Source organism: Acidobacterium sp. FHG110202_01, from assembly GCF_059115305.1.
Window position 1 is genome coordinate 551,639 of the sequence record NZ_JBZYWJ010000002.1, and the last position, 22,494, is coordinate 574,132.

Below are 22,494 nucleotides of genomic sequence, written 5' to 3' on the forward strand. Positions count from 1 at the left end.
GATGCCTGGCTTAAGCGTGCTTATAAAGGGAGTCAGCAACAAACGCAGATCTGGGGAACGGGGCTGGTATACAGCCCCTCTTTTTTATGTAGCTCTTCAAGAAAGAGCCAGCATATACATCGAAACACAGTGCAGCTCAATCTCCCATTGAGATCTGTACCAGCTCCTGGTCCAATTTCTTTGAAGCTGTTTGTTTTCGTTGTCTCCATGCTGGGAGCGCAAGACGCTGGAAGCGCGCGATCGTGCTTCCAATCGTCATCGATGCTTGCATCAGATGTTTCGCCTGCAGAGGACCGGCAAGGCGCATTCCGCTGATCCAGTGCGCGGCCGCGCTCGCAGAGCAGCCGCATTGAGAGCAGTCGGGATCACCGCCAAAGACACAGGGTTCAATGTCTGTCTTGAGGTCGGCAGAATAATTCTTAGAGAGACGCGAAAAGGTGCATTCCTTTGGCGACGCCGGTGGATGCAGCAGAGCTCGCGTGTAGCCCTTCGGTGTGAGCAGCTTCGGATAAAGCGCGTGGAGACGCTGCAGCTCATTAGTTACGTGTTCCCGTTGCTCTAAGGTTAACTGTTCCTCGCTTTGCTCACCTCGCTGAGGAGAGTAAAGGCTAACCCAGATCATGCGTACCTCCGGCCGCGCGCACCAGAAGCGCGCATATTCCTCCAGATATCCGGGACGGCTCAACATCTGAGCCGTGATTGTCCAGTGGATATTGACCTGTCTGCCGGCAAGATTCTCAAGAATCCGTTCGTACGTGGCCGGATTACGGCGCACGTTGTGGTGTTCGGGCAGGCCGTCGATAGAAATCGCCGCCGTGAAATGAGGCAGCGCCATCCACTCCTGTGGGATAGGAATAATCCCGCTGGTGACTACCATCGAGAAAATTCCCCGGCTTTCCAGTTGAGGCAGAATCCGGCTCAATTCGCGATGCCGTACCATCGGCTCGCCGCCTACCAGCGTCACATGCATCGGCTTGTGCTGGTCAACAAGACCAATAACGCCCCTTACAAGCTCATCGCCACGTTTGTCGCTGAGCTCGCGCAGGGTCACATCGCCACCAAGATGGTTTGATCCATAGGCATAACAGCCAGGGCAGTGCAGCGGACATTCGCGCGTGACCTCAATGGAGAGCATTGGAGTATGGCCCCGCAGGACTTTCCCCCAGGATGTCAGAACATGAGTAATTTGCAACTTCGCTACTCCAGGGATATTGGGAATGACTGTCTCAACGACATTCCTGCCCCTTCTCCCTTAGACGCGCGACAGTGGCGCAGGATGCGAAACGGTAGAGCCTGCATGCTGCCACAACTGCATCATTTATTCTCAAGAGAATAAGATGACGCCGCAAATATTTGAAAACAAAGCGGGTTTCATCTCTGAATCATCGAGATATGAGCTTGGCACGTGTCCTGCGGAAGGAGCGAAGTATGGTTTTTTATTTGGAAACTGTGCCAGGAAGAAATGCAACCAGGAGAATGAACCGGAGAGTGCTGACTGAAAACTACTCAGAAGATCGCAAAAACGTAATTGGAATGTTCAAATGCGTATCGGTGATGATGAAAATGATTCAGAATGGCGCAACGCGAGCCTTGTCACGTTGCGCCATTCCTGAGCTTAGAAGAAGATCTTCGCTGCTATCTGTACTTTTCTTGGGTTACCGCGCAGGCCGGTGATGCTGGCAAATTGCGTCGGGTTATTGAAGTTCAGATTCCCTGGTTGGGCAAACTGTGTCAGGTTGAGCGTGTTGAAGGTTTCAAGCCGAAGCTGGAAGCGCCAGCGGTCGGTCATCGTGAAGTTCTTGAAAAGTGAGGCATCCAGGTTGTTGTATTGGGGTCCCCTGGCTTGTCCCGGACCTCCGCCAAGAGCGGCCAGATTCACTTCATTGTTCGTAACCGCCGCCGGATTGGAAAACGCGGCTGGGTTAAGCCATTGTGTGCGGTTATGCGGCCCGGCGTAGATGTCCTGCCCTTTCACTGTGGGCGCAAAGCAGCCGAAGAAAGCCGTAGTCGAGGTGGGGCAGCTGATCGTGAAAGGCTGGCCTGTCTGGTAAGTGTAAATCCAGTTTGCCTGCCATCCGCCAACCACCGCGTCGAGGGCGCGGTTCATGTTTTTTCCCACCGTCATCCCGCGTCCAACCGGGATCTGATACGTTCCCGAAAAGTGAGTGACACTCGTTGAGTCAGAATCGCAGAGACCGTAATCTCCAGCGATACCGAAGCCACTAAGCCACTGCGCACGATATCCCGCGGCAGCCGAGTTCTGCGGTGACCTCTGGTCAGTCATGCAACGGCTATAGGTGTAGTTGGCCAGAACTCTCAACCCGAAGCTCGCCTGGTGCTCGTAGGTGACCTGCATCGAGTTGTAGTTGCTCATGGCATTGGTCGTCTCATAGGTCGAGCCGCGGGAGAAATCCGGAAACGCGACATAGGAAACGGGGTTGGCTCCGGGAGGCGCGAACTGGCTCGGCGAATTCGTTGAGCCGAGGATATCCAGGTGACGGCCTAGAGCACCGACGTATCCGACCTCAAGGGAGTCATGCTGAGTGAACTGCTCCTGCGCAGCCAGGTTAAAGGTCTGCACGTAGGGCGTCTGGTAACTCCACTGGCGACCATAGAGTGCAACGCCGGCGCCGTTCACTGATGCCGGATCCGAGAGGTTCAGTACTGAGAACGTATTCTCCATGGTTGCCGTTTCCCCGTCAGGCAGTACCAGGGGGGCCTGAGAGCTCGGAGCCGTGTTGCTGATTGAGTAGACGAATGGATAGTTGGTTCCGAGAGTGCCGCCATAACCGAGATTGGCCAAAGCGCCATAAGTAATACCGTATCCGCCGCGTACGACGAAACGGTCCGTGGGGCGCCAGGCAAAGCCGAGCCGGGGAGCAAAGTTGGTATATGGCGCATTTCCGGTCCTCATACCCGGGTTACAGACCAGGTTGATACCGTCGGTCTGGAGCAGGGCATCGAAGGTCGGCGAGCGGTTGACTTTGCATCCCTGGTTGGCGATATAAAAGGTTCCACCCGGCCCATTTCCTCCGTCGGGAATGAAATTCGCCTGGCGTCCATTGGTGTCTCCATAAGGAGTGAAGAAATCCCACCGCAGGCCGAGGTTGAGGGTAAGGTTAGGGAGCACCTTCCAGTTGTCCTGGAAGTATGCGCCGATAAACCATCTCTGGTAATTGCTTCCGGCAAAGGCATTACCGCTGTAAGTCTGGACGCCGCCTACGTTATCGACGCCGCCCTGCACTGTGGCTGGGATAGGAGAAAGCAGGATGTCCGCCAGGCCATTCAGTCCTGCGCTCTTGTTGGGAATATCGGAGAACTGTCCGTTGAAAGTGAATGATCCGCGCGAAGCGTTTGGCTGCACGATGTTTCCATGGATGTCATCGACCGAGACGCCGGTGTGCATGTCATGTGCGCCGCGGACAATGGTCACATTCTCGGTGACCTCGGTATCGAAAACCGTCTGGAGCGTCGGACGGAAGAGGCTGTCTCCGAGACCGGTAAGACCGCCGATCGAGATCGCCGGAAGTCCGCCGTTGTTCGGGACCTGGGGGATGCCTCCAATGCCATATTGAGCAGGAAGACCTGTCTGATTGGCATCGAAAGGAATCTGCAGCTTATTGCTGTGCGAGAAACCGACGTGCAGCTCGTTGATAAGGCGGGGATTGAATGTGTGGACGTAGCCCGCAGAGATCATGTAGCTGGGAAAGTGCTGATTCTGCGCTCCCGACTGGCCAATTGCAGCGCCGGCGAGATGGCCCGGTGTCACCTCGTCAAAATAGCTCTTGTCAAAGACACCGAAAAGAGTGTCCTTCTCGCCAAAAATCTCATCGATGCGGATATCGTACTGCTTGACGGTCGCATCCTGCTTTGGATTGATGAAGTAGTTATTAGTAAAAATCGCCGGGTTGGTCGGACCGGGATAGAGACTGAGCAGTTTCAGGGCATTCGGATCGAGCCGGCTCTGCGGCAGGATATTGAGCGAACTGGTCAGGTTGGTGAAGTTCGTGATGCCCGCCGTCGAACCTCCAGTGAAGAAGGGGTCGCGAACATAGACCGTGCTCGTCGAGGTATTCGGAAGTCCGGAGACAGGATCGATCGCGCCAGCTGCGACGGAGCGCGTCGTTGCCGGATCAAGAATCGTTCCGTTGCTGAAGGTTCGGCCAAGACCATCGGTATGTGTCCCGCTGTTCAGCGTGATGAGGTCCTGCAGGTTAGAGAAGTTGCTCTGCTTCATGCCCAGGGTCGGCACTGTGCCGGTAAATGCCTGCGGGGTGATGAATTTGAGCCCCTGGTAGTCGAAGAAGAAGAAGGTCTTGTTCCTTCCGTCATAAAGCTTGGGGATCATGACCGGGCCACCGATAACGCCGCCGAACTGGTTCTGACGATACTCGCCCTTGCGGGTCCCGTTCAGCTTTGAGAAGTAGTCGTTCGAGTCCAGCGCCTCGTTGCGGAAATACTCATACAGATCGCCATGCAGGTCATTGGTTCCTGACTTGAGCACGACATCGATCACAGCTCCCGTCGAGTGACCGAACTCGGCGTTATAGTCGCCGTTCTGGATGCGGAATTCCTGGATGGCGTCGGGCGGTGGATTGACTGTCGCGTCGCTTCCGGCATAGCCGCCGCCAAAGACTTCGATGTTGTTATTGATACCGTTCAGGCGGACATCGTTTTGCCACAGGTTCTGCCCGTTGACCGAATAGAATGTGTTCTGCGCTGTTCCACCTGTCGGAGATCCATTGATGCCGGGGGCGCTTGTGCTTGGCATTCCCACGCCAGCAGAGAGCTGGCCGAGCGAGAGCCAGTTTCGGCCGTTCAGCGGAAGGTCGTTGACCAGTTCCGTTCCAATCGTCTGTCCGACGGAGGCATCCTCTGTCTGGATCAGCGGGCTGGCGGCGGTGACGACCACTTCCTGATTCTGAGACGCCGGAGCGAAAGTAATGTCGACCGTCTGTGTCTGCTGGACGTGAACTTCGATGCCATTGATGGTGACCGTGTTAAACCCTGCACGCTCGGAGCGCACGGTATAAGTGCCAGCGGGCACTGAGTTGAATACATAAATACCGTTTGCATTGGTCCTGGTGGAGTTCTGGGCTCTGGTCGCAACGTTTTCGAGCGAAACCGACGCATCCGATATCACAGCCCCGGATTGATCCTTCGCCGTTCCGGTAATGCCGCCAGTGTCGAGCTGAGCATAACTTCGAGCTCCACCCAAAGTTAATGCCAAGGTGATTAAAACTGCTGTAAGGCCTGCCTTCAGAAATGACATGTATCCCTTTCAAACTGACCAGGGATTGCGTCTGTGAGACTGCCGACTTCGACTCTGTGGGCTGCACAGAGTCGTTCCCCGGTTTGCAGTAGCCCTATTGTTCGCTTTCTCTCGGCAAGCAAAAAAGGCTTTACCCTGTGTGGGTTTCCGGGTATACACCTGTGTACAAATGCAATTAACTCATTTAGATTGAAAAGGATACATCCAGCATTAATTATTGGTAAAACTACACTCGAATATCTCCGGGAAATGTATTTACCTTGGGTTTATCCAGTGACGATACATTAACCAATAAATAAACCCCATTTGAGTTTGAAAGATGGATAGTGGTCGAGTTTCCCTTCTGCCTGAATATCAATCTCTGGTTGAAGATGATCCGCGGTGGGATCTCGTTCAACGCATTGTTGCGAGCCGTCAATTTACGCGAGCGCCGCTCTTATCGCGATTCCTGGTTTACATCTGCAGCAAGACGCTCAGTAACCAGGAGCACGAAATCAGTGAATACCAGATTGGGGTGCAGGTCTTTAGTCGTCCCAAAGGATACCGTACTGTCGAAGACAATATCGTACGCAACTATGCACGCCAGCTGCGTAAACGCCTGACTGAATACTTCACTACAGAAGGTCAGAGCGAACAACTTCGTATCGAGATTCCTCTAGGCAGCTACGTGCCCTTGTTCGTGGCCCATGCTTCCCTTCCTTCTGCGTCCGTCTCGGAACCTCTGCACGAGACTGACGCCGATAGTTCCGAAGCAGCCGTACCGGTGCAATTAGCGGTGGAAAATGGACACGAAGCATCGAAGCTCAATGCGGAGGGCTCATCGTGGAAAAGCAGATTGGGGCTTGCTGCGAGTCTGTTTGTCTATTCGGCGATATTGGTCGCCGCGACAATGGCTATTGCACATCACACTTCTGTTCCGCAGCAGAAGCCTACCGATCTGATGACAGCATTGTGGTCCTCTCTGTTTCGAGAGCCGCTGGACACCTTTGTGGTTCCCGCTGATTGTGGGCTCAATCTTCTCGAAGATATCTCGAAAAGGCAGATGAGCCTGGATGATTACCTCAGAGGCGACTACCGGACACTGTCGCTTCCGGAGCTGGATGAGCACAGCAAGATCGACCTGCGCACGCAGGAGTTTACCAGCTTTGTGGACCTGCATACAGTTGCGGCAATTTCACGTCTTCCCCAGGTTGATCCGCAACGGATGTTTGTGCGTTTTCCGCGCGACCTGAGCATGGATGATTTAAAGGACCATAATATTATTCTGCTCGGTTCGGTTGGCAGCAATCCATGGGCTGAGATCGCCCAACGCAATCTGAACTTCCGCATTGAATACAGCAAAGAGATGAACCAGGCATGGGTAGTGAACAAAAAGCCATGCACCGGCGAAGCAGACCGCTACCTGAGTCGCTGGAGTGAGCCGACGCACACAACCTATGCGGTGATCGCGTATCAACTCAATCTGAGCGGAAATGGCCATCTCTTTCTGATCCAGGGCCTCGATGTGGCAGGCACGCAGGCAGCTGCTGAAGCATTGCTGCATGGAACCATTCTTGATTCGGTATTACACGCAGCGTCTCAGAAGAGCGGCGCCTTTCTCCCGTTTGAAATCCTGCTTCAAATTACCAGCGTCGAATCAAACGCAACCAATGCGCATGTAGTTGCATACCGTCTTGGAGAAAATTAGAAAGGCTTCAACTGCCCGAATAAGAAGTCGGCAAAAGTGATTCCGCTCAAAAACAAATTTGTGGATAAAAAAAGAGAAGAGCTTCCAGGAATTTGGCCCTTTCTGCTCTTCTCTTTCTATCCACTGCTGAAATGCAGCTCCAGCACATTACAAGTACTACTGACTAGAAACTGTAATGTAATGAGAACTGCACAATACGTGGCTGTGACCGGGTATCAGTGATCTGACCAAAGCTGCTATCACTGATGTTGGAATCCGGGTAGTTATAGCTGGCGAAATTGAATGCGTTGAAGAAGTCGGCTCGGAATTCAACACCCTGGTTTTCCGTAATGTGAAACTCCTTGCCCGCAGTCAGGTCGATCTGCTCGAACCCGGGAGCACGCTCCGTGCCATTGCTCGCGGTACCGAACTGTTCGCTGTTTGGGGTGCCGTAGGCGCATTCACCATTGTCGAATCCGTTGCTCCCGGTACAGGGAGTGGCAGACGGATCAGTACCAAACCATTTACCGACGCTGCGATTCCGTACTTCAAGCGGACGATAATGATTTGCGCGTGAAGATCTGTTGTTGACCGTTGTCGTGTTCGGCGCGCTGATCGTGATGGGCAGGCCGGAGAAGGCCATAGCCGTTCCCGTCAGCTTCCAGCCACCGGCAACTTCGTCGAGCCACGGGTTCAGGTTGCTCCCGAAACGGCGTCCACGACCGAATGGAAGCTCGTACACGCCTGTTGCCGACAGATTATGACGTACGTCCATGCCAGCCGGACCATAGTCCGCGTGGCCGTTGTAGCCATTCTGCCAATAGGCGCTGTAGTTGGGACCGTTATTGCCCGAGGAGTTCGCGCCATAGAAGCCCGGATTGTTAGTCAGCGCCTTGGCGTAGGTGTAATTCACCGTGTACTCAAGACCATTGTGCTGACGGTGACGGACCTGGGCCTGCAGAGCATTGTAGTTCGACATCGATTCAGCTTCAGTCACAACCACACTGCCGCTCTGGCCAACCAGGTTTGCATACGGAGCAGTAGTGTTTGGAGCATAAAGCTGATTGCCTGCGCGCGCATCAATCAGGTGCTGACCGGTCTGACCAACATAACCGACAGATATCGAGGTCTGATTGTTGAGCTCATACTCTGTTGAAAATGTGAACTCCTGGATGAGCGCGGGACGCAGGTGACTCTGCCATGCGCGAAGCGTATTGCTGCTGGTGGAAGCACTGAAGCTCTCCGGCAAAGCATTCTCCGCGGTCAGAGGCGTACCCGGACTTGTGGTGCTGGCGTTTGTTGCCTGATAGGTAAAGGCCGGCTGAAACGGCGGATTGAAGTTCAGGCGCAGGTTTGCGCCAGTGCCTTCAAGGAAGTTAGTAATGCCGTATCCACCACGGAAAACCCAGCGAGCGGATGGCTGGAAGGCAAATCCGATACGGGGCATGAAGTTGGTGTAGACCGGATGGTACAGTGCATTCCCACTGCCAAAGACCTTGGCGGCCTCAGGCGTGCCTGCCAGGTAATACTGGCCGGTAGCCAGATCGACATTCGCCTGCTTATTGTTCACTTCATAGATTGGCTGGTCATACTCATAACGCAGTCCCAGGTTGAGGGTCAGAGCGGAAGTTACCTTCCAGTCATCCTGGAAGAAGCCGGCATCCCGATACTGACGCTGACCGGAACGGCCTACATTGGCTGAGATGCCAGCGTAGTAGACCTGGTCCGTATCGAAATCTGCGACATTGCTGCCTGTGAATCCACCGCCATACTGCAGGCGGCCCATCACGCCATCATTACCGGGGTAAAAATTGTTCTGCTGGTAGCGAACCACTTCGGCACCCATCTTCATTGTGTGCTTGCCCAACTCGATGGTGAGGTTATCGCCATAGGTGAAGATGTTGTTGATCAAGCTGCTGCCGAGGCCGGTAGTACCGATGCCGGTAAGGTAAGTCTGATCGAAGCTGCCCTGGCCGCTCCCAAAATCCTGAAAGGCAAAGCCGGGATATGGCTGATTGGGATAATTGATGCCGACAACCGCATTGCCCGTGGTGCCGAATGCGCCAGTTGTATCAACCGGGATGCCCTGAACCCAGCGGATACGCGACCAGCCTGCACGGAACTCGTTGACAATTGCAGGCGAGAAGATATGCACCTGATTGAAAGCAACGCCCTTGAAGGGATAACTGTTTACAGTTGGAAAAGTAATCGCAATCGGAGTTTGCGGTGTGGCATCGGAGGCCTCGCCCTGCGAATAACGGACACTGAAAGTATCTTTTGATCCGTAGTGCCAGTCGATTTTCGCGTCGCCCTGGTCGTTGCGCACGGTATTCCGATAATTGCCAATATAGTTGTTCTGCGCGACTCCGTCGGTAGGGGTCTTATTGGGAAGAGGGTATAGCTCTGGATGAGCGAACAGATATTGTGCCACCGGATTCGTGACGGGTACCTGATTGTTCGGATATGGCGTACGAACACCATTCACAAAGTGATAGAGCTGTACCGGAGATGAAGAAAAATCACCGTTGCGGAATGCCTCAGGAATGACGCTTGCAGTCTGAGTGCCTCCGGTGTGGTAGCGGGAGCCTTGATAATCTGCAAAGAAAAATAACTTGTCACGCAGGATCGGGCCGCCGATTCCTCCGCCGAAAATGGCTTGAGTAAAGGGCTGCTTTGGGGTTCCTGAGAAGTTGTTCGCCCAGGTGTTCGCATCCAGGTTGTAGTTTTCCAGGAATCCGAAAGCTGAACCATGAAATTTGTTTGTGCCGCTCTTGATGACCGCGATGATGTCGCCGCCGTTCACGTTGCCATACTCGGCACCCGCGTTGGAGGTGATCACCGTCAGATTTTCAAGTGCGTCCGGGCTCGGGTTGTAACCGATCACGTTGTTGATCGTTTCGTTGATCTCGACGCCGTCCATCAGATAGTTGTTGGTCTGGTTCCGATTGCCATTAACGGAAACCTGCCCATTCTGATTCGTGTCACGCTCGATGGCATTGACGCCGGTCATGCCGGATGGGGTTGCAGTCACGGCGCCAGGGATGAATGAAGTCACAGACGAGAAATTGCGCCCGTTCAGTGGCAGATTCTGAATTGTGTTCGAGGTAAAAGTGCTGGAAATGGATGCGTTGTCGGTGTCCAGAATTGGCTGGAGCTGTCCACTGACCGTGACTGTCTGAGATTCATTCCCAGGTGTCAATTTGGCATCGATCTTCGCAATCTGATTTACTTCGAGGGTGAATTGGGGCGATGTATAGGTAGAAAAACCAGCGCCTGAAACCGTTACTGTATAGTGGCCAATCTGGAGGAAGCGAATATTGTAATCGCCGGTATTGTTGGAAGTCGTTTTAGTCTCGACTCCGGTGTCGACATTATGCGCGGTGATAACAGCATTAGGAACAACAGCGCCAGACGGATCAGATACCGTTCCATTAATGGAACCTGTAATTGTCTGTGCCCTGCTCAGTGTGCTGATCGAAAGCATCACTGCACTGGCTGCAACCAAACAACGAAACTGCCTGTAAAACATGAAAAAGAGTTGCCTCCTGTATAACGAAATAAGGATTTATATATTTCTCTGATTGCTGAAGGAAAGGACGTGCATAGCTGCTCATTCTGCCAATGCCGTGAGAAAGTACGCCCTTTTGTATCGTTGGAGGATCAATCATTCTCAGGCTGGCTTAAGTCGCCGCTAAATCGCTTTTTTCAAATTTGAATGATATTACCCGGAAAGCGTTGTCTCAATTTTTTAATTTAATAATTTATGAATTAATAATCAATGGGTAGAGAATGCGAAGCAGGCAATTTAAACGGACATTATTAACCAGGCAGAACATCTTGAGTCGATATGAGCGCAAAAGCGCTCTTCCCCATCTGTAAGTCTGTAAGTACTACCCACCCATTTTTTCTGAGCTATCGTAAAGCAGGACGCCTTAAGCTATGCTGGGGAAAGAATTACCCCCTCGACAAGTGTAAACATTTTCTTTGTCCATCCGCTGTTGCCAAATTGGGAATCATATAAACCCGCGGCACACTTGCCATTTTTGTGAATGTATAAGTGAGTGATTCCTGGTAGCGCCATCGGGGATCGAACCCGAACTCTCCGCCTTGAGAGGGCGGCGTGTTAACCAATTACACCATGGCGCCAGATGAAATGTCGGCGCAGGCGCTGCTGCCGACTCTCCTGATTCTAACAGAAGAGTCCGCGTGAATCATTCGCTGCGCTTCAGGCATCCTTCAATTATGTCCAACGCCGCACGACTCGCACGCACGCCGCTTTCTGTTCTGGACCTCGCGCCGATCAAAGAAGGCCGCTCCATTGCAGACAGTTTTCACGAGACACTCGATCTCGCGCGGCATGCAGAGCAGTGGGGATACAAGCGTTATTGGCTCGCCGAGCACCACAACCTCGCATCGGTCGCCAGCGCCGCAACCTCTGTTCTCATCGGCTACGTTGCCGGAGGAACCTCGACCATCCGCGTCGGCTCCGGCGGCGTCATGCTGCCCAACCATGCACCGCTCGTGATCGCCGAGCAGTTCGGGACTCTTGAAACTCTGTACCCCGGACGCATCGATCTTGGGCTCGGCCGTGCCCCGGGCACCGACTTCCCCACCATGCGCGCCCTGCGCCGCGAGCTTCGCAACGGCGACAACTTCCCTGAGCTGGTCGCCGAGCTCCGCGGTTATTTCGCCACGTCTAAGTCCGGCCAGGCCGTCAAAGCCCTCCCTGGAGCAGGACTCAACATTCCCATCTGGCTGCTCGGCTCCAGCGGATTCAGTGCGCAGCTCGCCGGCGATCTCGGCCTGCCCTTTGCCTTTGCTGCGCACTTCGCTCCGACTGATCTGATGTCGGCCCTCGAAATCTACCGCCACTACTTCCGCCCCTCGGAAGTGCTCGACCAGCCTTATGTCATGGTCGGCGTGCCTGTGCTCGCGGCCGATACAACCGAAGAAGCGCAGCGTCTCTCGACGACGGAATACATCAATATCCTGCGTCTCATCCGGAGCCAGCTCGCGCCGCTATCGCCCGCGGTCGACAGCGTGGAAGGCCTCGCAAACGACTTCGAGCGCGTCGCTATTGCTCAGAAGCGCGCTGCTGCTATCGTCGGGGACCGCAGTACAGTCCGTCAGAAGCTTGAAGTTTTTCTTGAAGAAACCGGGGCTGATGAACTGATCCTCACGTGCAATCCCTATGACCACACAGCCCGTCTGCGTTCCTATGAAATTGTCGCGGAGATCAAAAAGGAACTGCTATCAAGAGAAGAGAACCAGCAATTCGCAGCGGCGAAATAAGAACTTCTCCCAAGCAAACAGCGAGCTGCAAGCAAGAAACAAAACGTAGGCAAGAATGGCGCGCAAAGCGCGCGTGTGCCCGATCGGCTAGAGACCGAGCTTCTTCACTTCGTCAGTGTAGTATTTGCGGTAGAGAATGTCCCACTCCTGGCTGCCCTCAAGAATGACCTTCCGCTGCGACTCGATCTTCTGCCGCGCAGCCTGGTCGATCCTCATCTCTTCGGTCAGCAGGTGTTCAAGCGCCTTACGCGCCTCCTGCCGGATGGTGTTGCGGTCCTCCTGAAACTCAACCTCGTCGATCTCGGCCAGGGTGTCGGCAACCACATGCGCCAGCTTGTTCAACTTGTCCCGTGAGATTCTCACAGCACCGCCTTGTATTTGCGCGCCAGTTCCTGTTTTACTTTTTTGAACATCTCAGGGTAGCTCGCGCCCGTGCGTCGCATTTCTTCCTGGAAGGCCTCCAGGATAACGCGGACTTCTTCATTGATGCGGTCTTCGAGCTGCAGCTCTTCAAGGAGACCGTTGTAAATGCGCTCTTCGACGAGTTTTTCCTTGTCGGTGCGGATCATCTTCGCATCGATCAGATGCTTGACCGTATGGCGCGCCAGATATCCAACATATTCTTTTGAGAAAATCATTGATCCTAATGGGAATATAGCACGGGACTGCGCGTCCAGCGACACGCGCCTTCGGCGCCAATTGCCAAACATTCTGGTTGAGGTATACGCAAAAGGGTATGACCCATGACCTGCGAAAACAGAAAAGTCTGTGGCAGGAACTCTCCATCTGAAACCTGCAGAGCGACTAGATTTGAGCGTTCGGTTACATCGCTCATTGGGGTCTCCGCAGAGATAACAAACCAGGTTGCCGCTTTAAGAAACCGCCCGAAAATTCAACACTGCTGCGGTTACAGGCAGGCGCCCTGCTCTGATATGGTATCTCGCAACAAATTCTCGCCGTGAGAGGCCAGCTATGCCCTGCAACCCCGATGAGTTACGACATGTTCCCCTTTTCGAGCTCCTGGACGACGACGAAGCTGCAGTTCTGGCAGCGCAGGTGGAAGTCAGGAAGTTTGCGCCGCGCCAGCGTATCTACAAGCTGGGTGAACCTGCAAACCATGCCTATGTGGTCATGTCTGGCACGGTGAGTGTCACCACTACCGACGAGGATCAGCAGGAAGTCATCGTGCACGAACCGACTCACGGAGAATTCTTCGGTTTCGCTTCCATGCTCCAGCAGGTGGAGCACCACACCACGGCTATGGCCGTGGACGAAGTAATGTGCCTCGAAGTCGGCCGCGACGACATTGCCGCCTTGATTACACGCAGGCCGATGGCAGGGATCGATATGCTCGCCATGCAGGCGCGGCAATACCACAGCACGCAGAAGCTGGTGCAAAGCCGCGCCAGCCGCAATCCAAACGAGGTCATTGAAGAGCAGTCGACCTTTGGCGAGCGCATCGCGGATTCAGTCGCGGGCTTTGGCGGCTCCTGGGCATTCATCATCACGTTCATTGTCGTGCTGGTGACGTATTCAGCCGTAAACATCCTGCTGCAGAAACGCGCATGGGACCCCTACCCCTTCATTCTGCTGAACCTCTTTCTCTCCATGCTGGCTGCAATCCAGGCGCCGGTCATCATGATGAGCCAGAACCGTCAGGATGCAAAAGACCGCCTGCGCAGCGAACTCGACTTCGATGTCAACCGCCGTGCTGAGACGGAAATTCAATCCCTGTCACGCCGCCTGGGTCTGCTTACAGACAAGGTGAGCGATGTAGAAGACCTGGTAAGGCATACAGTGAGTGAATCTTCGCAACCGCGCGAGGGCACGATTTAATCGAAATGACCTGTTGCCTCATCAAGCCACACGTTAATTTGAGAAAACGTTGTGGACAAAGCTACTGCAGCTCAGATGCCATGGATCATGATTTCTGTAGCAAAAACTGTGTGGAAGATGCAGTGAAAGCTCCTTCCACACAACGTTTGAAACTATCGAACCTTGATCTGGCCCCGGATTTCACCTGTCGGAAAATCCTTCGAGTGCACATTCACGTAGGATGTGCCGCTGAGAATCGCCTCCGCCAGAGCTCCGAAGTTTCCCGGGTAGACGCCTTGAGGAATGACTGAATCGGGATTGTTTGCTGGAAGAACGCTTACATCCGAGGCAGTAATTGTGCCAGATACCGAGCCCTCGGCTGGGCATGCAGGCTTGGGAGCACCGCATAGAAAAACCATCACGCCACCGTTGGTTTTAGTCGCGCCAAAATGTATGTGTGCCTGGGTGGTAGGAGAGCTTAAACCAGAGAAGGTCAACTTGTACGAGAGTGAGCCATCCTGACTGAATTCTGCCGTGAAATTGCCGTGCGCAAAAGAGGCTTTCGCCGGAACCTCATCTAAAGGGGAGCAAAAGAGGCTTTCGCCGGAACCTCATCTAAAGGGGAAAGGTCAGCGCTGAGAAACTGCCGATGCTCAATGTTCTGTGAGTGCATTGTAGCGTCCAGCATTCCGAAAATGGCCAGAGCTACAAATGAGAGGGCAAACTTACCTTTGCTTGAAGTACGCATCTTTCACATTCTCCTTTTAGCGTTATCGCTTAGGTGCAGGCGGAATCTGTTGCCGTGCTTAGAAAAAGGCGTGAGCGTATCAATGCTGGTCCAATGAACAGTTCACGCATTCTGCGGGTAATAAAACACCGCACAGATTTTTATTCCCTATGTCTTATGGATAAGTCGATGCGAGACACGAGGCTCCAGCAATTGGAGATTGGCGCGACCGACGGGCACTCTCGTAAGAATGCAAATGTGATGGGGGAGACGCGAGCTCCACCGACAGAAGCTCAAAACCAGCTCAGACTAAATAACTCGCGTTTCTCTAGGGAACGACATAGCCCAGAAACTTATCGGTTGTCTCACCATGACATTTGGGATCATTGCTGACAAAGTGATCGCGCCCCGTGGAGCAGCGGTAGAGCGCGACCAGGTTCAGACCAGATACTGGCCCGGAATAGCCATATCCATTCTTGCCCAGCACTCGCTTGCCCTCACATGCACTGTCGAGTGACACAAAAAAATCTTTCTGCCCGCTCACACACGCGTAGAACGGAACATTGGCTCCCTGCCCCGGAGCTTCATAAAGATGGCCCAATACTGATTCCTGTCGAAACCCTCCACTGGGAAGGCTCCAGCCTGTCGTCGCCATGTGAACAGAATCATTGAAGTATTGGGCGAAAGATTTGGGAGGTTGATTCGGAACCCACTCAAAGGGAGCGATGTCCCATGAGTCAGGCCCAGCAGAACTCGCCGCATCTTTTGGAGACGCATCCCAGCTTGGTCGCGGATCTGACACGGACACATACAACTGGATCGAAGGATAAGCCCCGACATTAACGGTACCGTACGGGTCGCGTACGAAACCGGCAAGAAAGTTCGATTCAAACCCGGTTGCATTGGAGTCAATCGTACCGAGTTGTTGCCATGGTGTGCTTCCTGTAAGAAGTGCACTATCAGGTATCCGGTACAATTCGACGCCGAGTTGTCCGCGTTCCGTGACTCCCCCTGTTGTAGAAGGATCACGGAGTGGCAGGTTAAAAGCCGCATACCAGTAACCTGTTTTGGCGTCGTATGCCATATCTCCCCAGGACGCATCTGTGCAGTCGGGACTCAATCCATTGGTTGTCAATGTTCCCTGTACAGTGAAGTGCACACCGTCGCTTGAAGTGGCTTTAATGTGACTTGTAGTGGAATTACTCTCCTCATAAAACATCGTTATGCCGGCCTTGTGATCCGTGTTGTACAAGGCCGGTTGGCCAACGCCGTAACCAATTAACGAGCCAGGAGTGATAACTGGCTGGGGATATTTCTTCCAGGCGATTCCGTCGTTAGAGAAGGCTACGCCAAGATTATTCGTTGATCCATCGTTAATGCCCACGTAATACAGCGCATACGTGTATGTCTTGCCGTCATTCAAAGGATTATTAAAAGTTCCCTCGATCACTTTTGGGTTGCATGTATACACTGAATCCCATGCGTGAGGAGTCTCCGCCAGGACGGTCAAAGGTCCTGTAGTTTCTCCTGTGACAAGGTTTACCGATTCATAGAGAATTGCATCCGAATCCTGCGATGAGTCGGCGGGATTATGTGCCTGACCGCACCACCAGAATTGCCTGGTGTTGCCGGACTGGATCACCGAGGGTGAATAATCATATCTGCCGAGTCTGCCAACCATTCCCTTTGGTAGCTGCGATGACGCGCAACTGACTACGCCAAGCATCATCACGACCATTACAAATACTGCTCCAAGGCTAAAGCCAATCTTCCTAAAACTCTCCATACAGGAGCACCCGCTCCTCCTTACATGTCAGTGAATCCAACTTTATCCTAAAATTTCCAATCCGCCATGCCCTTTGTTTTCGCTTTTGAAACGAGACTGTAACCACATTCGACTCGCCAGTAATCAGCCCTTCATCAGCGCCATCCGGTGCGGGCAGCTCGCCGTGTTGATGCAGCCCTCATCCAGCATCAGCCGTTCCACAGGCCGGCCATTGACGATGTGCTCCGACACGATCTCATCCACATCTTCCGGCTTAACAAATCCGTACCAGACCTCGTCCGGATAGACCACCACCGTCGGCCCATGCTCGCACTGGTCGAGACACCCGGCTTTATTGGCGCGGACTCTTGCCTTCAGCCCCGCATCCTTTAGCTTGTCCTTGAAAAGTGTGTGCAGATCATTGCTACTGCTATTGGGCGCACGAAGGCCTCGCGCTGCCCGGTTCGCGGGAATTTGTGCACACAAATACGTGCCGCTCGAATTTCGCCAAATGCTTGTCTCCTGTTTCTATCGTACAATTCGTTAGCTGGCGACTAAGACATTCCTGGTGCAAATCTTTGCTGAAGTTCGAAGGCTCTTTCAGTCACGAATGGGCCCGAAGGCGCGTCCCGCCGAACGCGGAGTTCTGAGAGAATAGACACTTGATGATGCAGCCCGACAATCTCCTCTCCCTCAAAGACGACATGATCGCCTTCATTGAAGGCCACGGAATGCGCCGACTCCCCGGATACATTGGTGAAGACGTGCCCACCGTCACTTGGGAAGACGACTCGAATCCCGACAGCTGGAAAGACTTCGTCGAAACCGCCAAGGCCGCCGGCGCTCCCTTCGTCACCATGAGCGATTTTCTGCTCGAGAAAGAAGACCTCGAGCTGCTCCTTGAGGAACTGCAGGACCTCGACTTCCCCAACGAAGAAAGCGCAGACGCCGAAGAGGCGCAGTCGCTCATCAACTATGTCGGCAAGACCGGCTACATCCAGCTTGGATTTGTGCATCAGGGCGTGGCCTTCATCCACGAATCGTCCACCTCGTGGTATGACCGCTACCAGCGCCTGCTGGAATCGGTCGACGACTTCGGCAACATCGTCTTCGAACAAAACGAGGAAGAAGACGAGTAGCTGTGGGCAGTATCGCGACACCCACCGAATCAGCGAGCAGAAGCAGGCGGGCTCGCAGGCGTTGGATCTATCCCGAAACTGATGCCACTGCCGCTGCCGATCTCGCCCGCTCCGCCAGCCTCCCGCTTATCGTTGCTGAGCTTTTGCTCTCGCGCGGCTTGCGCACTGCAGACGAAGTCGGCCGTTTCCTGCATCCTGAGTTGAGCGATCTGCACGACCCTTACGCGATGCGGGGCATGTCCGCCGCCGTGCCCCGCATCCAGCAGGCCATCGCGCGCCATGAGCCCATCCTCATCTATGGCGACTACGACGTAGACGGGACCACTGCCACCGTCCTGCTCAAGACCGCCATCGAAATGCTCGGCGGTGAAGTCCGCTTCCACATCCCGCACCGCCTGCGTGAAGGCTACGGCATGCGCGACGACCGCATCGAAGCCGCAGCCGCGGAAGGCGTCCGCCTCATCATCAGCGTTGACACCGGCATCCGCGCCTTCGCCGCCGCTGAAGCTGCAGAAGCCCTGGGCCTCGACCTCATCGTCACCGATCACCACCTGCCCGAAAGCAGCATTCCCAAGGCGCTCGCCGTCCTCAATCCCAATCAGCCCGACTGCTCCTATCCATGCAAGCATCTATGCGGAGCAGGCGTCGCCTTCAAGCTTGCCCAGGCACTACTGGAAGCGCACGACGCCGAACGCGCCCGCACAAAAATCCTGCCATCATTCCTCAAGATTCTCGCTATCGCGACCGTGGCCGACGCAGTCCCGCTCCTCGGAGAAAACCGCGTCTTCGTCGCATTGGGACTCGACGGCCTCCGCCGCCCCGTCAACTCCGGACTTCGCCACCTGATGCAGGCTGCAAATCTCGATCCATCGCAGCGAAAGCTCACGCCCGTTGACATCGCCTTCCGCATCGCCCCGCGCATCAACGCCGCCGGACGTATGGACATCGCCTCCGATGTCGTCGAGCTCTTCACCACACGCCAGCCGCAGCGAGCCCAAGAGCTGGCCGAAAAACTGGAGCGCCTCAACACCGAGCGCCGCGCAACTGAAGCCGGTATTCTTGCCCAGATCGAAGAGCGCCTCAAAGATCCGGCATTCGAACAGACCCGCTGCATCATCATGGACGGCGAAGGCTGGCATCGCGGCATCATCGGCATACTCGCCTCCCGTATAGTCGACCAGACCGGCAAGCCCGCGCTTGTCCTTACTCACGAAGAAGGCGAGGCCCACGGTTCAGGCCGCTCCATCGCCGGATTCCACTTGCTCAACGCTATCGAAAGCTGCCACGATCTCTTCACCCGCTTTGGCGGACACGCCCATGCCGTCGGCTTCTCCCTCGATTCTTCGAGTGTCACTGAACTCCGCCAGCGCCTCGAAACTTACGCCTCGGACCATCTCGCAGAAGATGCTCTCGGAACGGCGCTGACCATCCAGGCAATTCTGCCTCTCGACCGCATCACACCGGCACTCTTCACATGGCTGCGCCGCATGGAACCCTGCGGCATGGGGAACGAAGAACCTGTCTTCGCCGCGCAGAACGTACGCCTCGCTGCGTCCCCGCGCTTCATCAAGGATAAGCATGTCCGCCTGCAGCTGGCGCAGGGCCCACGCGCCGTCAGCTTCCCGGCCATTGGGTGGCACTGGGCCGAGCGCATGCAGTCCTTAGCACTCGCAGAAGGCGCCGTCATCCATCTCGCCTACAAACTGCGAGAAAACGACCACCCGGAATTCGGAGGCTTGGAGCTGGAAATCGCAGATATCGAAGTCGCGCACTGAAAGTAACCATCTTATCCATCAAGTTAGAGTGATCTGCGCCAATAGCTTCAATAGCTTACAGGCTACTTAAAAATATTGATTGACAAACTAGTAACTTCAACATACTGTCAGACTTAACTTCCTATAGAGAAAGCCCCCCAATGGTTTCGGCCTTGTTAAAGGCTGCAGGTTTCAGTGCCCTTGCTGTCCTTGTGTCTCTCGTCAGTGGATGCGGCTCCTCCACGGGAGCGCCCATGGCATCCGCATCTTCCGTAGAAAATCTGCCTGTTTCTGCAACGAACCCACTCGCTGGCTACACGCTTACTGGCGATACAAATCCCGTGCATGACCCCAGCATCATCCGCCAAGGCAGCACTTACTATGCATTTACCAGTGATGTGCTCGCTTTAGTTCCCGGAAACTATCTGCCCATCCGCTGCTCCCAGGACAAGGTTAACTGGACCGCCTGCGGCAGCATCTTCCCCAAACAGATGCCTGCCTGGATCACGGCCAAAGTTCCAGGCGCTCTTTGTCTCTGGGCGCCGGACATCTCCTTCTTCAACGGTCTCTACCATGTGTACTATGCTGCTTCGACGACCGGCTCGCAGCAATCTGTGATCGGATTGGTTACAAACACTACCCTCGACTCCACCGACCCCAACTACAAGTGGACAGACCAGGGCGAAGTGCTCTCCTCCGCACCGGGCGATGACTTCAACGCCATCGATCCCAACATCCTCGTCGACGCCGACGGCAGCGTCTGGCTCACCTACGGCAGCTATTGGAGCGGCATCAAGCAGCGCCACGTCGATCCCGCAACCGGAAAGTTATCCGCAACAGATCTGACCCGTTACGACCTCGCCACCCGCCCTGGCGTGTCAAACAACCCCATCGAAGGCCCGTCGCTCATCCGCCACAACGGCTATTATTACCTCTTTGTCTCCATTGACCGCTGCTGCGCTTCAAGCCTGCAGTCCGACAACTACAAGGAAGCAGTAGGCCGCTCCATCAGCCCGCACGGCCCCTTCACCGATGAGCAAGGCAAGTCCATGATGCAGGGCGGAGGCTCTATCCTTCTCGCAGGCAGCGGCACATGGATTGCTCCCGGAGGAGGCACAGCCTGGATCGATACAGAAAGCAGCGACAGCCTGATCGTCTTCCACGCCCTGAACCAGAGCGAGAACGGCACACCCTATCTCTGGCTCAGAAACATCACCTGGCAAAACGACTGGCCGGTACTTGAATAATTGTCAGAAAGATAGGTGAGAGCTAAAGAGGATGCTGAAGGGTCATAGTTTTGAAGGGGCACGGCTTCAGCCGTGCCGTAAGTGAACGAAATTCAGTGCGGCTTTAGCCGCCGAGGGATTGCTTTCAAATCAACTTGACTTTTTCAGCATCCCTCTTTAAGACCCTGAGGTCTATCTTACGGACGCTTAACCACTTCCAGATGCAAAGGCATGCTCTGCCAGAACAGCACTTCATGGCCGCCGAGGAGGCGCATTTCGTGAAATGGCGTCAGCCAGCCTGAGCGCTGAAACAGGTGCTCGCATGTCGGATTGCAGTACGCGATCTTGATGTGCCGCGGTTGTTTCAGCCATGATTGCCGAATGTTTTCAAGCACTTCACGCATCGAATTTTCGCCGAAAGGATTGTAGAAGAAGTAGAGTGTTCCATCGGAAAGATCAGCTGTCGTCGCGTCTTCGCAGACCATCTCGATAGGCGAATGCCGGCCGCGCAGTTTCCTCGCATTGGCCCGCGCAATCCTCCAAAGCGGATCAGACAGCTCAATGCCTACGCACTTGCGCAAGTGTTGGCGCGCCATCATGCACACAACCCGCCCCATGCCCGCGCCGATGTCGTAGAAAACGTCATCAGGCTCTGGGTCGAGAACTTTGATGATATCGCGTATGTTCCAGTAGTCGATGCTGGAATAAGGAAAGCTATCACCGTGCAGAGAACTGAAGCCTGAACCGTCTTGCCGCCAGGATATCTGTTCTTTAATTGCCTGCCCGTTCTTCGATTCGGTCTGGATGCCAAGCAGGCGTTCATTGGCCTGAACCCAGTACGGTTTCGCCAGTGAAACCGCCGTCTTTACCATGTCATTGAATGAAACTGTACTCTTTAGATCGTTGAATGAAACTGTGTTCTTGACGACAACCTTCATACGGAGCCCTGCTTTCACCCCCAAGAGGCATCTCACTCACAAAGCACAGAACCGTTGGCTTACAGGAAATAGCAGGCACCATCGCTCCCTTTACTTTCACCACTGGGCGACGTAGCGGCTTCAGTATACCGAACAGCAAACACTTCTCGCTGTAGAAAAGTACAGAAATATGCTTATTTTATGCGGGTAACGTACATCTTCCCTGGAGATTGAGTACCCCGGAGCTCCCACATGCCAAGCCAAAGGTAACTCAGAGGTAACAATTCTTATTTTCATATATGAACAGCGAGGGTGTTTCATACATCGCTCAGTTATGAACGAGATGAGAAGTTAGAGGTTTCTCAGACTAAGTGAGTTATCTACCTCGGTTAAATCTTCAGATATTGAGAAATCCGCGTTACACAAGAATTGAAAGATAAAAGTCCAGTGTCCAATATCTCAATTTCAGCAGCACGCGCTTCTTCCCGTAGAAAACGCGCCCAATCCATCATCACCGGAGTTACAAGTTCGGGCTGCGAGCGATCTATCTGGAGCCTTGCTGTCCTTGTCACATCATCGCAGTCGACAAGAAGAATATGTGCACCCGCAATCCCTGACGCCTCCAGAGCTTCCTGTATGAACGCAATCCGCATTTGCCCCTCAAACAGGACCGGCATTCCGTTCGGCAGTTCGCTTCCGATGCGTTCCATCCATTGAAGCGTCATAGCGCGCTGCCACGCTTCCCCGCTTCCATATTGCTTTTCCATGGTTTCAGTAGAGGGCACACCAACAGAGTCAAACAGGAACACTCTGCAGCGCTGCGGCTGACAGCTCTGAAAATATCGAGCCAAAGTAGTCTTGCCGGCGCCTGAAGCGCCTGTTAGCACAACCAGAGGCATAGTCATGCGCCTTAGTTAGGAG

At 54.2% G+C, this 22,494-nt stretch carries 15 protein-coding genes, 1 tRNA gene and 2 pseudogenes; 6 read left to right on the plus strand and 12 right to left on the minus strand.

Annotated features, from left to right (window positions below; genetic code table 11):
- Positions 1 to 136 precede the first annotated feature (136 nt).
- From AC5S16_RS05565 to AC5S16_RS05575, 3 genes and pseudogenes are all read right to left on the minus strand, one after another.
- The gene (locus AC5S16_RS05565; protein WP_493929041.1) at positions 137 to 1,135 is read right to left on the minus strand and encodes a radical SAM protein; all 999 of its coding nucleotides are present in this window, start codon (positions 1,133 to 1,135) and stop codon (positions 137 to 139) included.
- A 480-nt stretch (positions 1,136 to 1,615) separates the two neighbouring features.
- Positions 1,616 to 4,771, minus strand: a complete 3,156-nt coding sequence (locus tag AC5S16_RS05570) for a TonB-dependent receptor domain-containing protein (RefSeq protein WP_493929194.1) — start codon at positions 4,769 to 4,771, stop codon at positions 1,616 to 1,618.
- 180 nt (positions 4,772 to 4,951) lie between these two features.
- Positions 4,952 to 5,272, minus strand: a pseudogene (locus tag AC5S16_RS05575) (carboxypeptidase-like regulatory domain-containing protein); the annotation flags it as partial.
- A 319-nt stretch (positions 5,273 to 5,591) separates the two neighbouring features.
- Here AC5S16_RS05575 and AC5S16_RS05580 point away from each other — a divergent pair.
- Positions 5,592 to 6,959 (plus strand): hypothetical protein, encoded by a 1,368-nt coding sequence (locus AC5S16_RS05580; RefSeq protein ID WP_493929042.1) that lies wholly within the window; start codon positions 5,592 to 5,594, stop codon positions 6,957 to 6,959.
- Between the two features lie 163 nt (positions 6,960 to 7,122).
- Here AC5S16_RS05580 and AC5S16_RS05585 read toward each other — a convergent pair whose 3' ends face one another.
- Positions 7,123 to 10,467 carry a TonB-dependent receptor gene (locus AC5S16_RS05585; protein WP_493929043.1) on the minus strand — a complete coding sequence of 1,115 codons (3,345 nt, stop codon included), beginning with the start codon at positions 10,465 to 10,467 and terminating at the stop codon, positions 7,123 to 7,125.
- A gap of 540 nt (positions 10,468 to 11,007) precedes the next feature.
- Positions 11,008 to 11,084: transfer RNA gene (locus tag AC5S16_RS05590), tRNA-Glu, on the minus strand.
- A 60-nt stretch (positions 11,085 to 11,144) separates the two neighbouring features.
- Between AC5S16_RS05590 and AC5S16_RS05595 the strand changes: the two genes are divergently transcribed.
- Positions 11,145 to 12,230, plus strand: coding sequence for an LLM class flavin-dependent oxidoreductase (locus tag AC5S16_RS05595; protein ID WP_493929044.1), 1,086 nt, complete (start codon positions 11,145 to 11,147; stop codon positions 12,228 to 12,230).
- An 87-nt stretch (positions 12,231 to 12,317) separates the two neighbouring features.
- Here the strand turns inward: AC5S16_RS05595 and AC5S16_RS05600 are convergent, their stop codons facing one another.
- On the minus strand, positions 12,318 to 12,593 hold the full coding sequence (locus tag AC5S16_RS05600) for a DUF507 family protein (RefSeq protein WP_493929045.1): 276 nt from the start codon (positions 12,591 to 12,593) through the stop codon (positions 12,318 to 12,320).
- Positions 12,590 to 12,868, minus strand: coding sequence for a DUF507 family protein (locus tag AC5S16_RS05605; RefSeq protein WP_493929046.1), 279 nt, complete (start codon positions 12,866 to 12,868; stop codon positions 12,590 to 12,592). Before AC5S16_RS05605 ends, AC5S16_RS05600 begins: the two co-directional genes overlap by 4 nt.
- A 334-nt stretch (positions 12,869 to 13,202) precedes the next feature.
- On the opposite strand from AC5S16_RS05605, the gene AC5S16_RS05610 reads away from it, so the two are divergent.
- Positions 13,203 to 14,066 carry a DUF1003 domain-containing protein gene (locus AC5S16_RS05610; RefSeq protein ID WP_493929047.1) on the plus strand — a complete coding sequence of 288 codons (864 nt, stop codon included), beginning with the start codon at positions 13,203 to 13,205 and terminating at the stop codon, positions 14,064 to 14,066.
- Between the two features lie 152 nt (positions 14,067 to 14,218).
- On the opposite strand, the pseudogene AC5S16_RS05615 reads toward AC5S16_RS05610, so the two are convergent.
- The 3 genes and pseudogenes from AC5S16_RS05615 to AC5S16_RS05625 all read right to left on the minus strand — a co-directional run.
- Positions 14,219 to 14,614, minus strand: a pseudogene (locus AC5S16_RS05615) (CHRD domain-containing protein); the annotation flags it as partial.
- A 486-nt stretch (positions 14,615 to 15,100) separates the two neighbouring features.
- Positions 15,101 to 16,558 carry a hypothetical protein gene (locus tag AC5S16_RS05620; RefSeq protein ID WP_493929048.1) on the minus strand — a complete coding sequence of 486 codons (1,458 nt, stop codon included), beginning with the start codon at positions 16,556 to 16,558 and terminating at the stop codon, positions 15,101 to 15,103.
- A gap of 123 nt (positions 16,559 to 16,681) precedes the next feature.
- Positions 16,682 to 17,023 carry a (2Fe-2S) ferredoxin domain-containing protein gene (locus AC5S16_RS05625; RefSeq protein WP_493929049.1) on the minus strand — a complete coding sequence of 114 codons (342 nt, stop codon included), beginning with the start codon at positions 17,021 to 17,023 and terminating at the stop codon, positions 16,682 to 16,684.
- Positions 17,024 to 17,202: 179 nt separating this feature from the next.
- On the opposite strand from AC5S16_RS05625, the gene AC5S16_RS05630 reads away from it, so the two are divergent.
- The 3 genes from AC5S16_RS05630 to AC5S16_RS05640 all read left to right on the plus strand — a co-directional run bounded on the left by AC5S16_RS05630 (position 17,203) and on the right by AC5S16_RS05640 (position 20,677).
- Complete coding sequence (locus AC5S16_RS05630) at positions 17,203 to 17,676, plus strand: hypothetical protein (protein ID WP_493929050.1); 474 nt, start codon at positions 17,203 to 17,205, stop codon at positions 17,674 to 17,676.
- Positions 17,677 to 17,678: 2 nt separating this feature from the next.
- Positions 17,679 to 19,451 carry a single-stranded-DNA-specific exonuclease RecJ gene (gene recJ, locus AC5S16_RS05635; protein ID WP_493929051.1) on the plus strand — a complete coding sequence of 591 codons (1,773 nt, stop codon included), beginning with the start codon at positions 17,679 to 17,681 and terminating at the stop codon, positions 19,449 to 19,451.
- 233 nt (positions 19,452 to 19,684) lie between these two features.
- Positions 19,685 to 20,677 carry an arabinan endo-1,5-alpha-L-arabinosidase gene (locus AC5S16_RS05640; RefSeq protein ID WP_493929052.1) on the plus strand — a complete coding sequence of 331 codons (993 nt, stop codon included), beginning with the start codon at positions 19,685 to 19,687 and terminating at the stop codon, positions 20,675 to 20,677.
- Positions 20,678 to 20,853: 176 nt separating this feature from the next.
- Here the strand turns inward: AC5S16_RS05640 and AC5S16_RS05645 are convergent, their stop codons facing one another.
- Together AC5S16_RS05645 and AC5S16_RS05650 are read right to left on the minus strand one after the other, a co-directional pair.
- Positions 20,854 to 21,594, minus strand: coding sequence for a class I SAM-dependent methyltransferase (locus AC5S16_RS05645; RefSeq protein WP_493929053.1), 741 nt, complete (start codon positions 21,592 to 21,594; stop codon positions 20,854 to 20,856).
- Between the two features lie 368 nt (positions 21,595 to 21,962).
- Complete coding sequence (locus AC5S16_RS05650) at positions 21,963 to 22,472, minus strand: P-loop nucleotide/nucleoside kinase family protein (protein ID WP_493929054.1); 510 nt, start codon at positions 22,470 to 22,472, stop codon at positions 21,963 to 21,965.
- Positions 22,473 to 22,494: the final 22 nt, after the last annotated feature.

Coding starts and splice junctions, on each gene's coding strand:
- AC5S16_RS05605 (WP_493929046.1), bottom strand. CDS start 12,868: ATGATTTTCTCAAAAGAATATGTTGGATATCTGGCGCGCCATACGGTC.
- AC5S16_RS05610 (WP_493929047.1), top strand. CDS start 13,203: ATGCCCTGCAACCCCGATGAGTTACGACATGTTCCCCTTTTCGAGCTC.
- AC5S16_RS05565 (WP_493929041.1), bottom strand. CDS start 1,135: ATGCTCTCCATTGAGGTCACGCGCGAATGTCCGCTGCACTGCCCTGGC.
- AC5S16_RS05620 (WP_493929048.1), bottom strand. CDS start 16,558: ATGGAGAGTTTTAGGAAGATTGGCTTTAGCCTTGGAGCAGTATTTGTA.
- AC5S16_RS05585 (WP_493929043.1), bottom strand. CDS start 10,467: ATGTTTTACAGGCAGTTTCGTTGTTTGGTTGCAGCCAGTGCAGTGATG.
- AC5S16_RS05630 (WP_493929050.1), top strand. CDS start 17,203: ATGATGCAGCCCGACAATCTCCTCTCCCTCAAAGACGACATGATCGCC.
- AC5S16_RS05570 (WP_493929194.1), bottom strand. CDS start 4,771: ATGCCAAGCACAAGCGCCCCCGGCATCAATGGATCTCCGACAGGTGGA.
- AC5S16_RS05645 (WP_493929053.1), bottom strand. CDS start 21,594: ATGAAGGTTGTCGTCAAGAACACAGTTTCATTCAACGATCTAAAGAGT.
- AC5S16_RS05650 (WP_493929054.1), bottom strand. CDS start 22,472: ATGCCTCTGGTTGTGCTAACAGGCGCTTCAGGCGCCGGCAAGACTACT.
- AC5S16_RS05640 (WP_493929052.1), top strand. CDS start 19,685: ATGGCATCCGCATCTTCCGTAGAAAATCTGCCTGTTTCTGCAACGAAC.
- AC5S16_RS05580 (WP_493929042.1), top strand. CDS start 5,592: ATGGATAGTGGTCGAGTTTCCCTTCTGCCTGAATATCAATCTCTGGTT.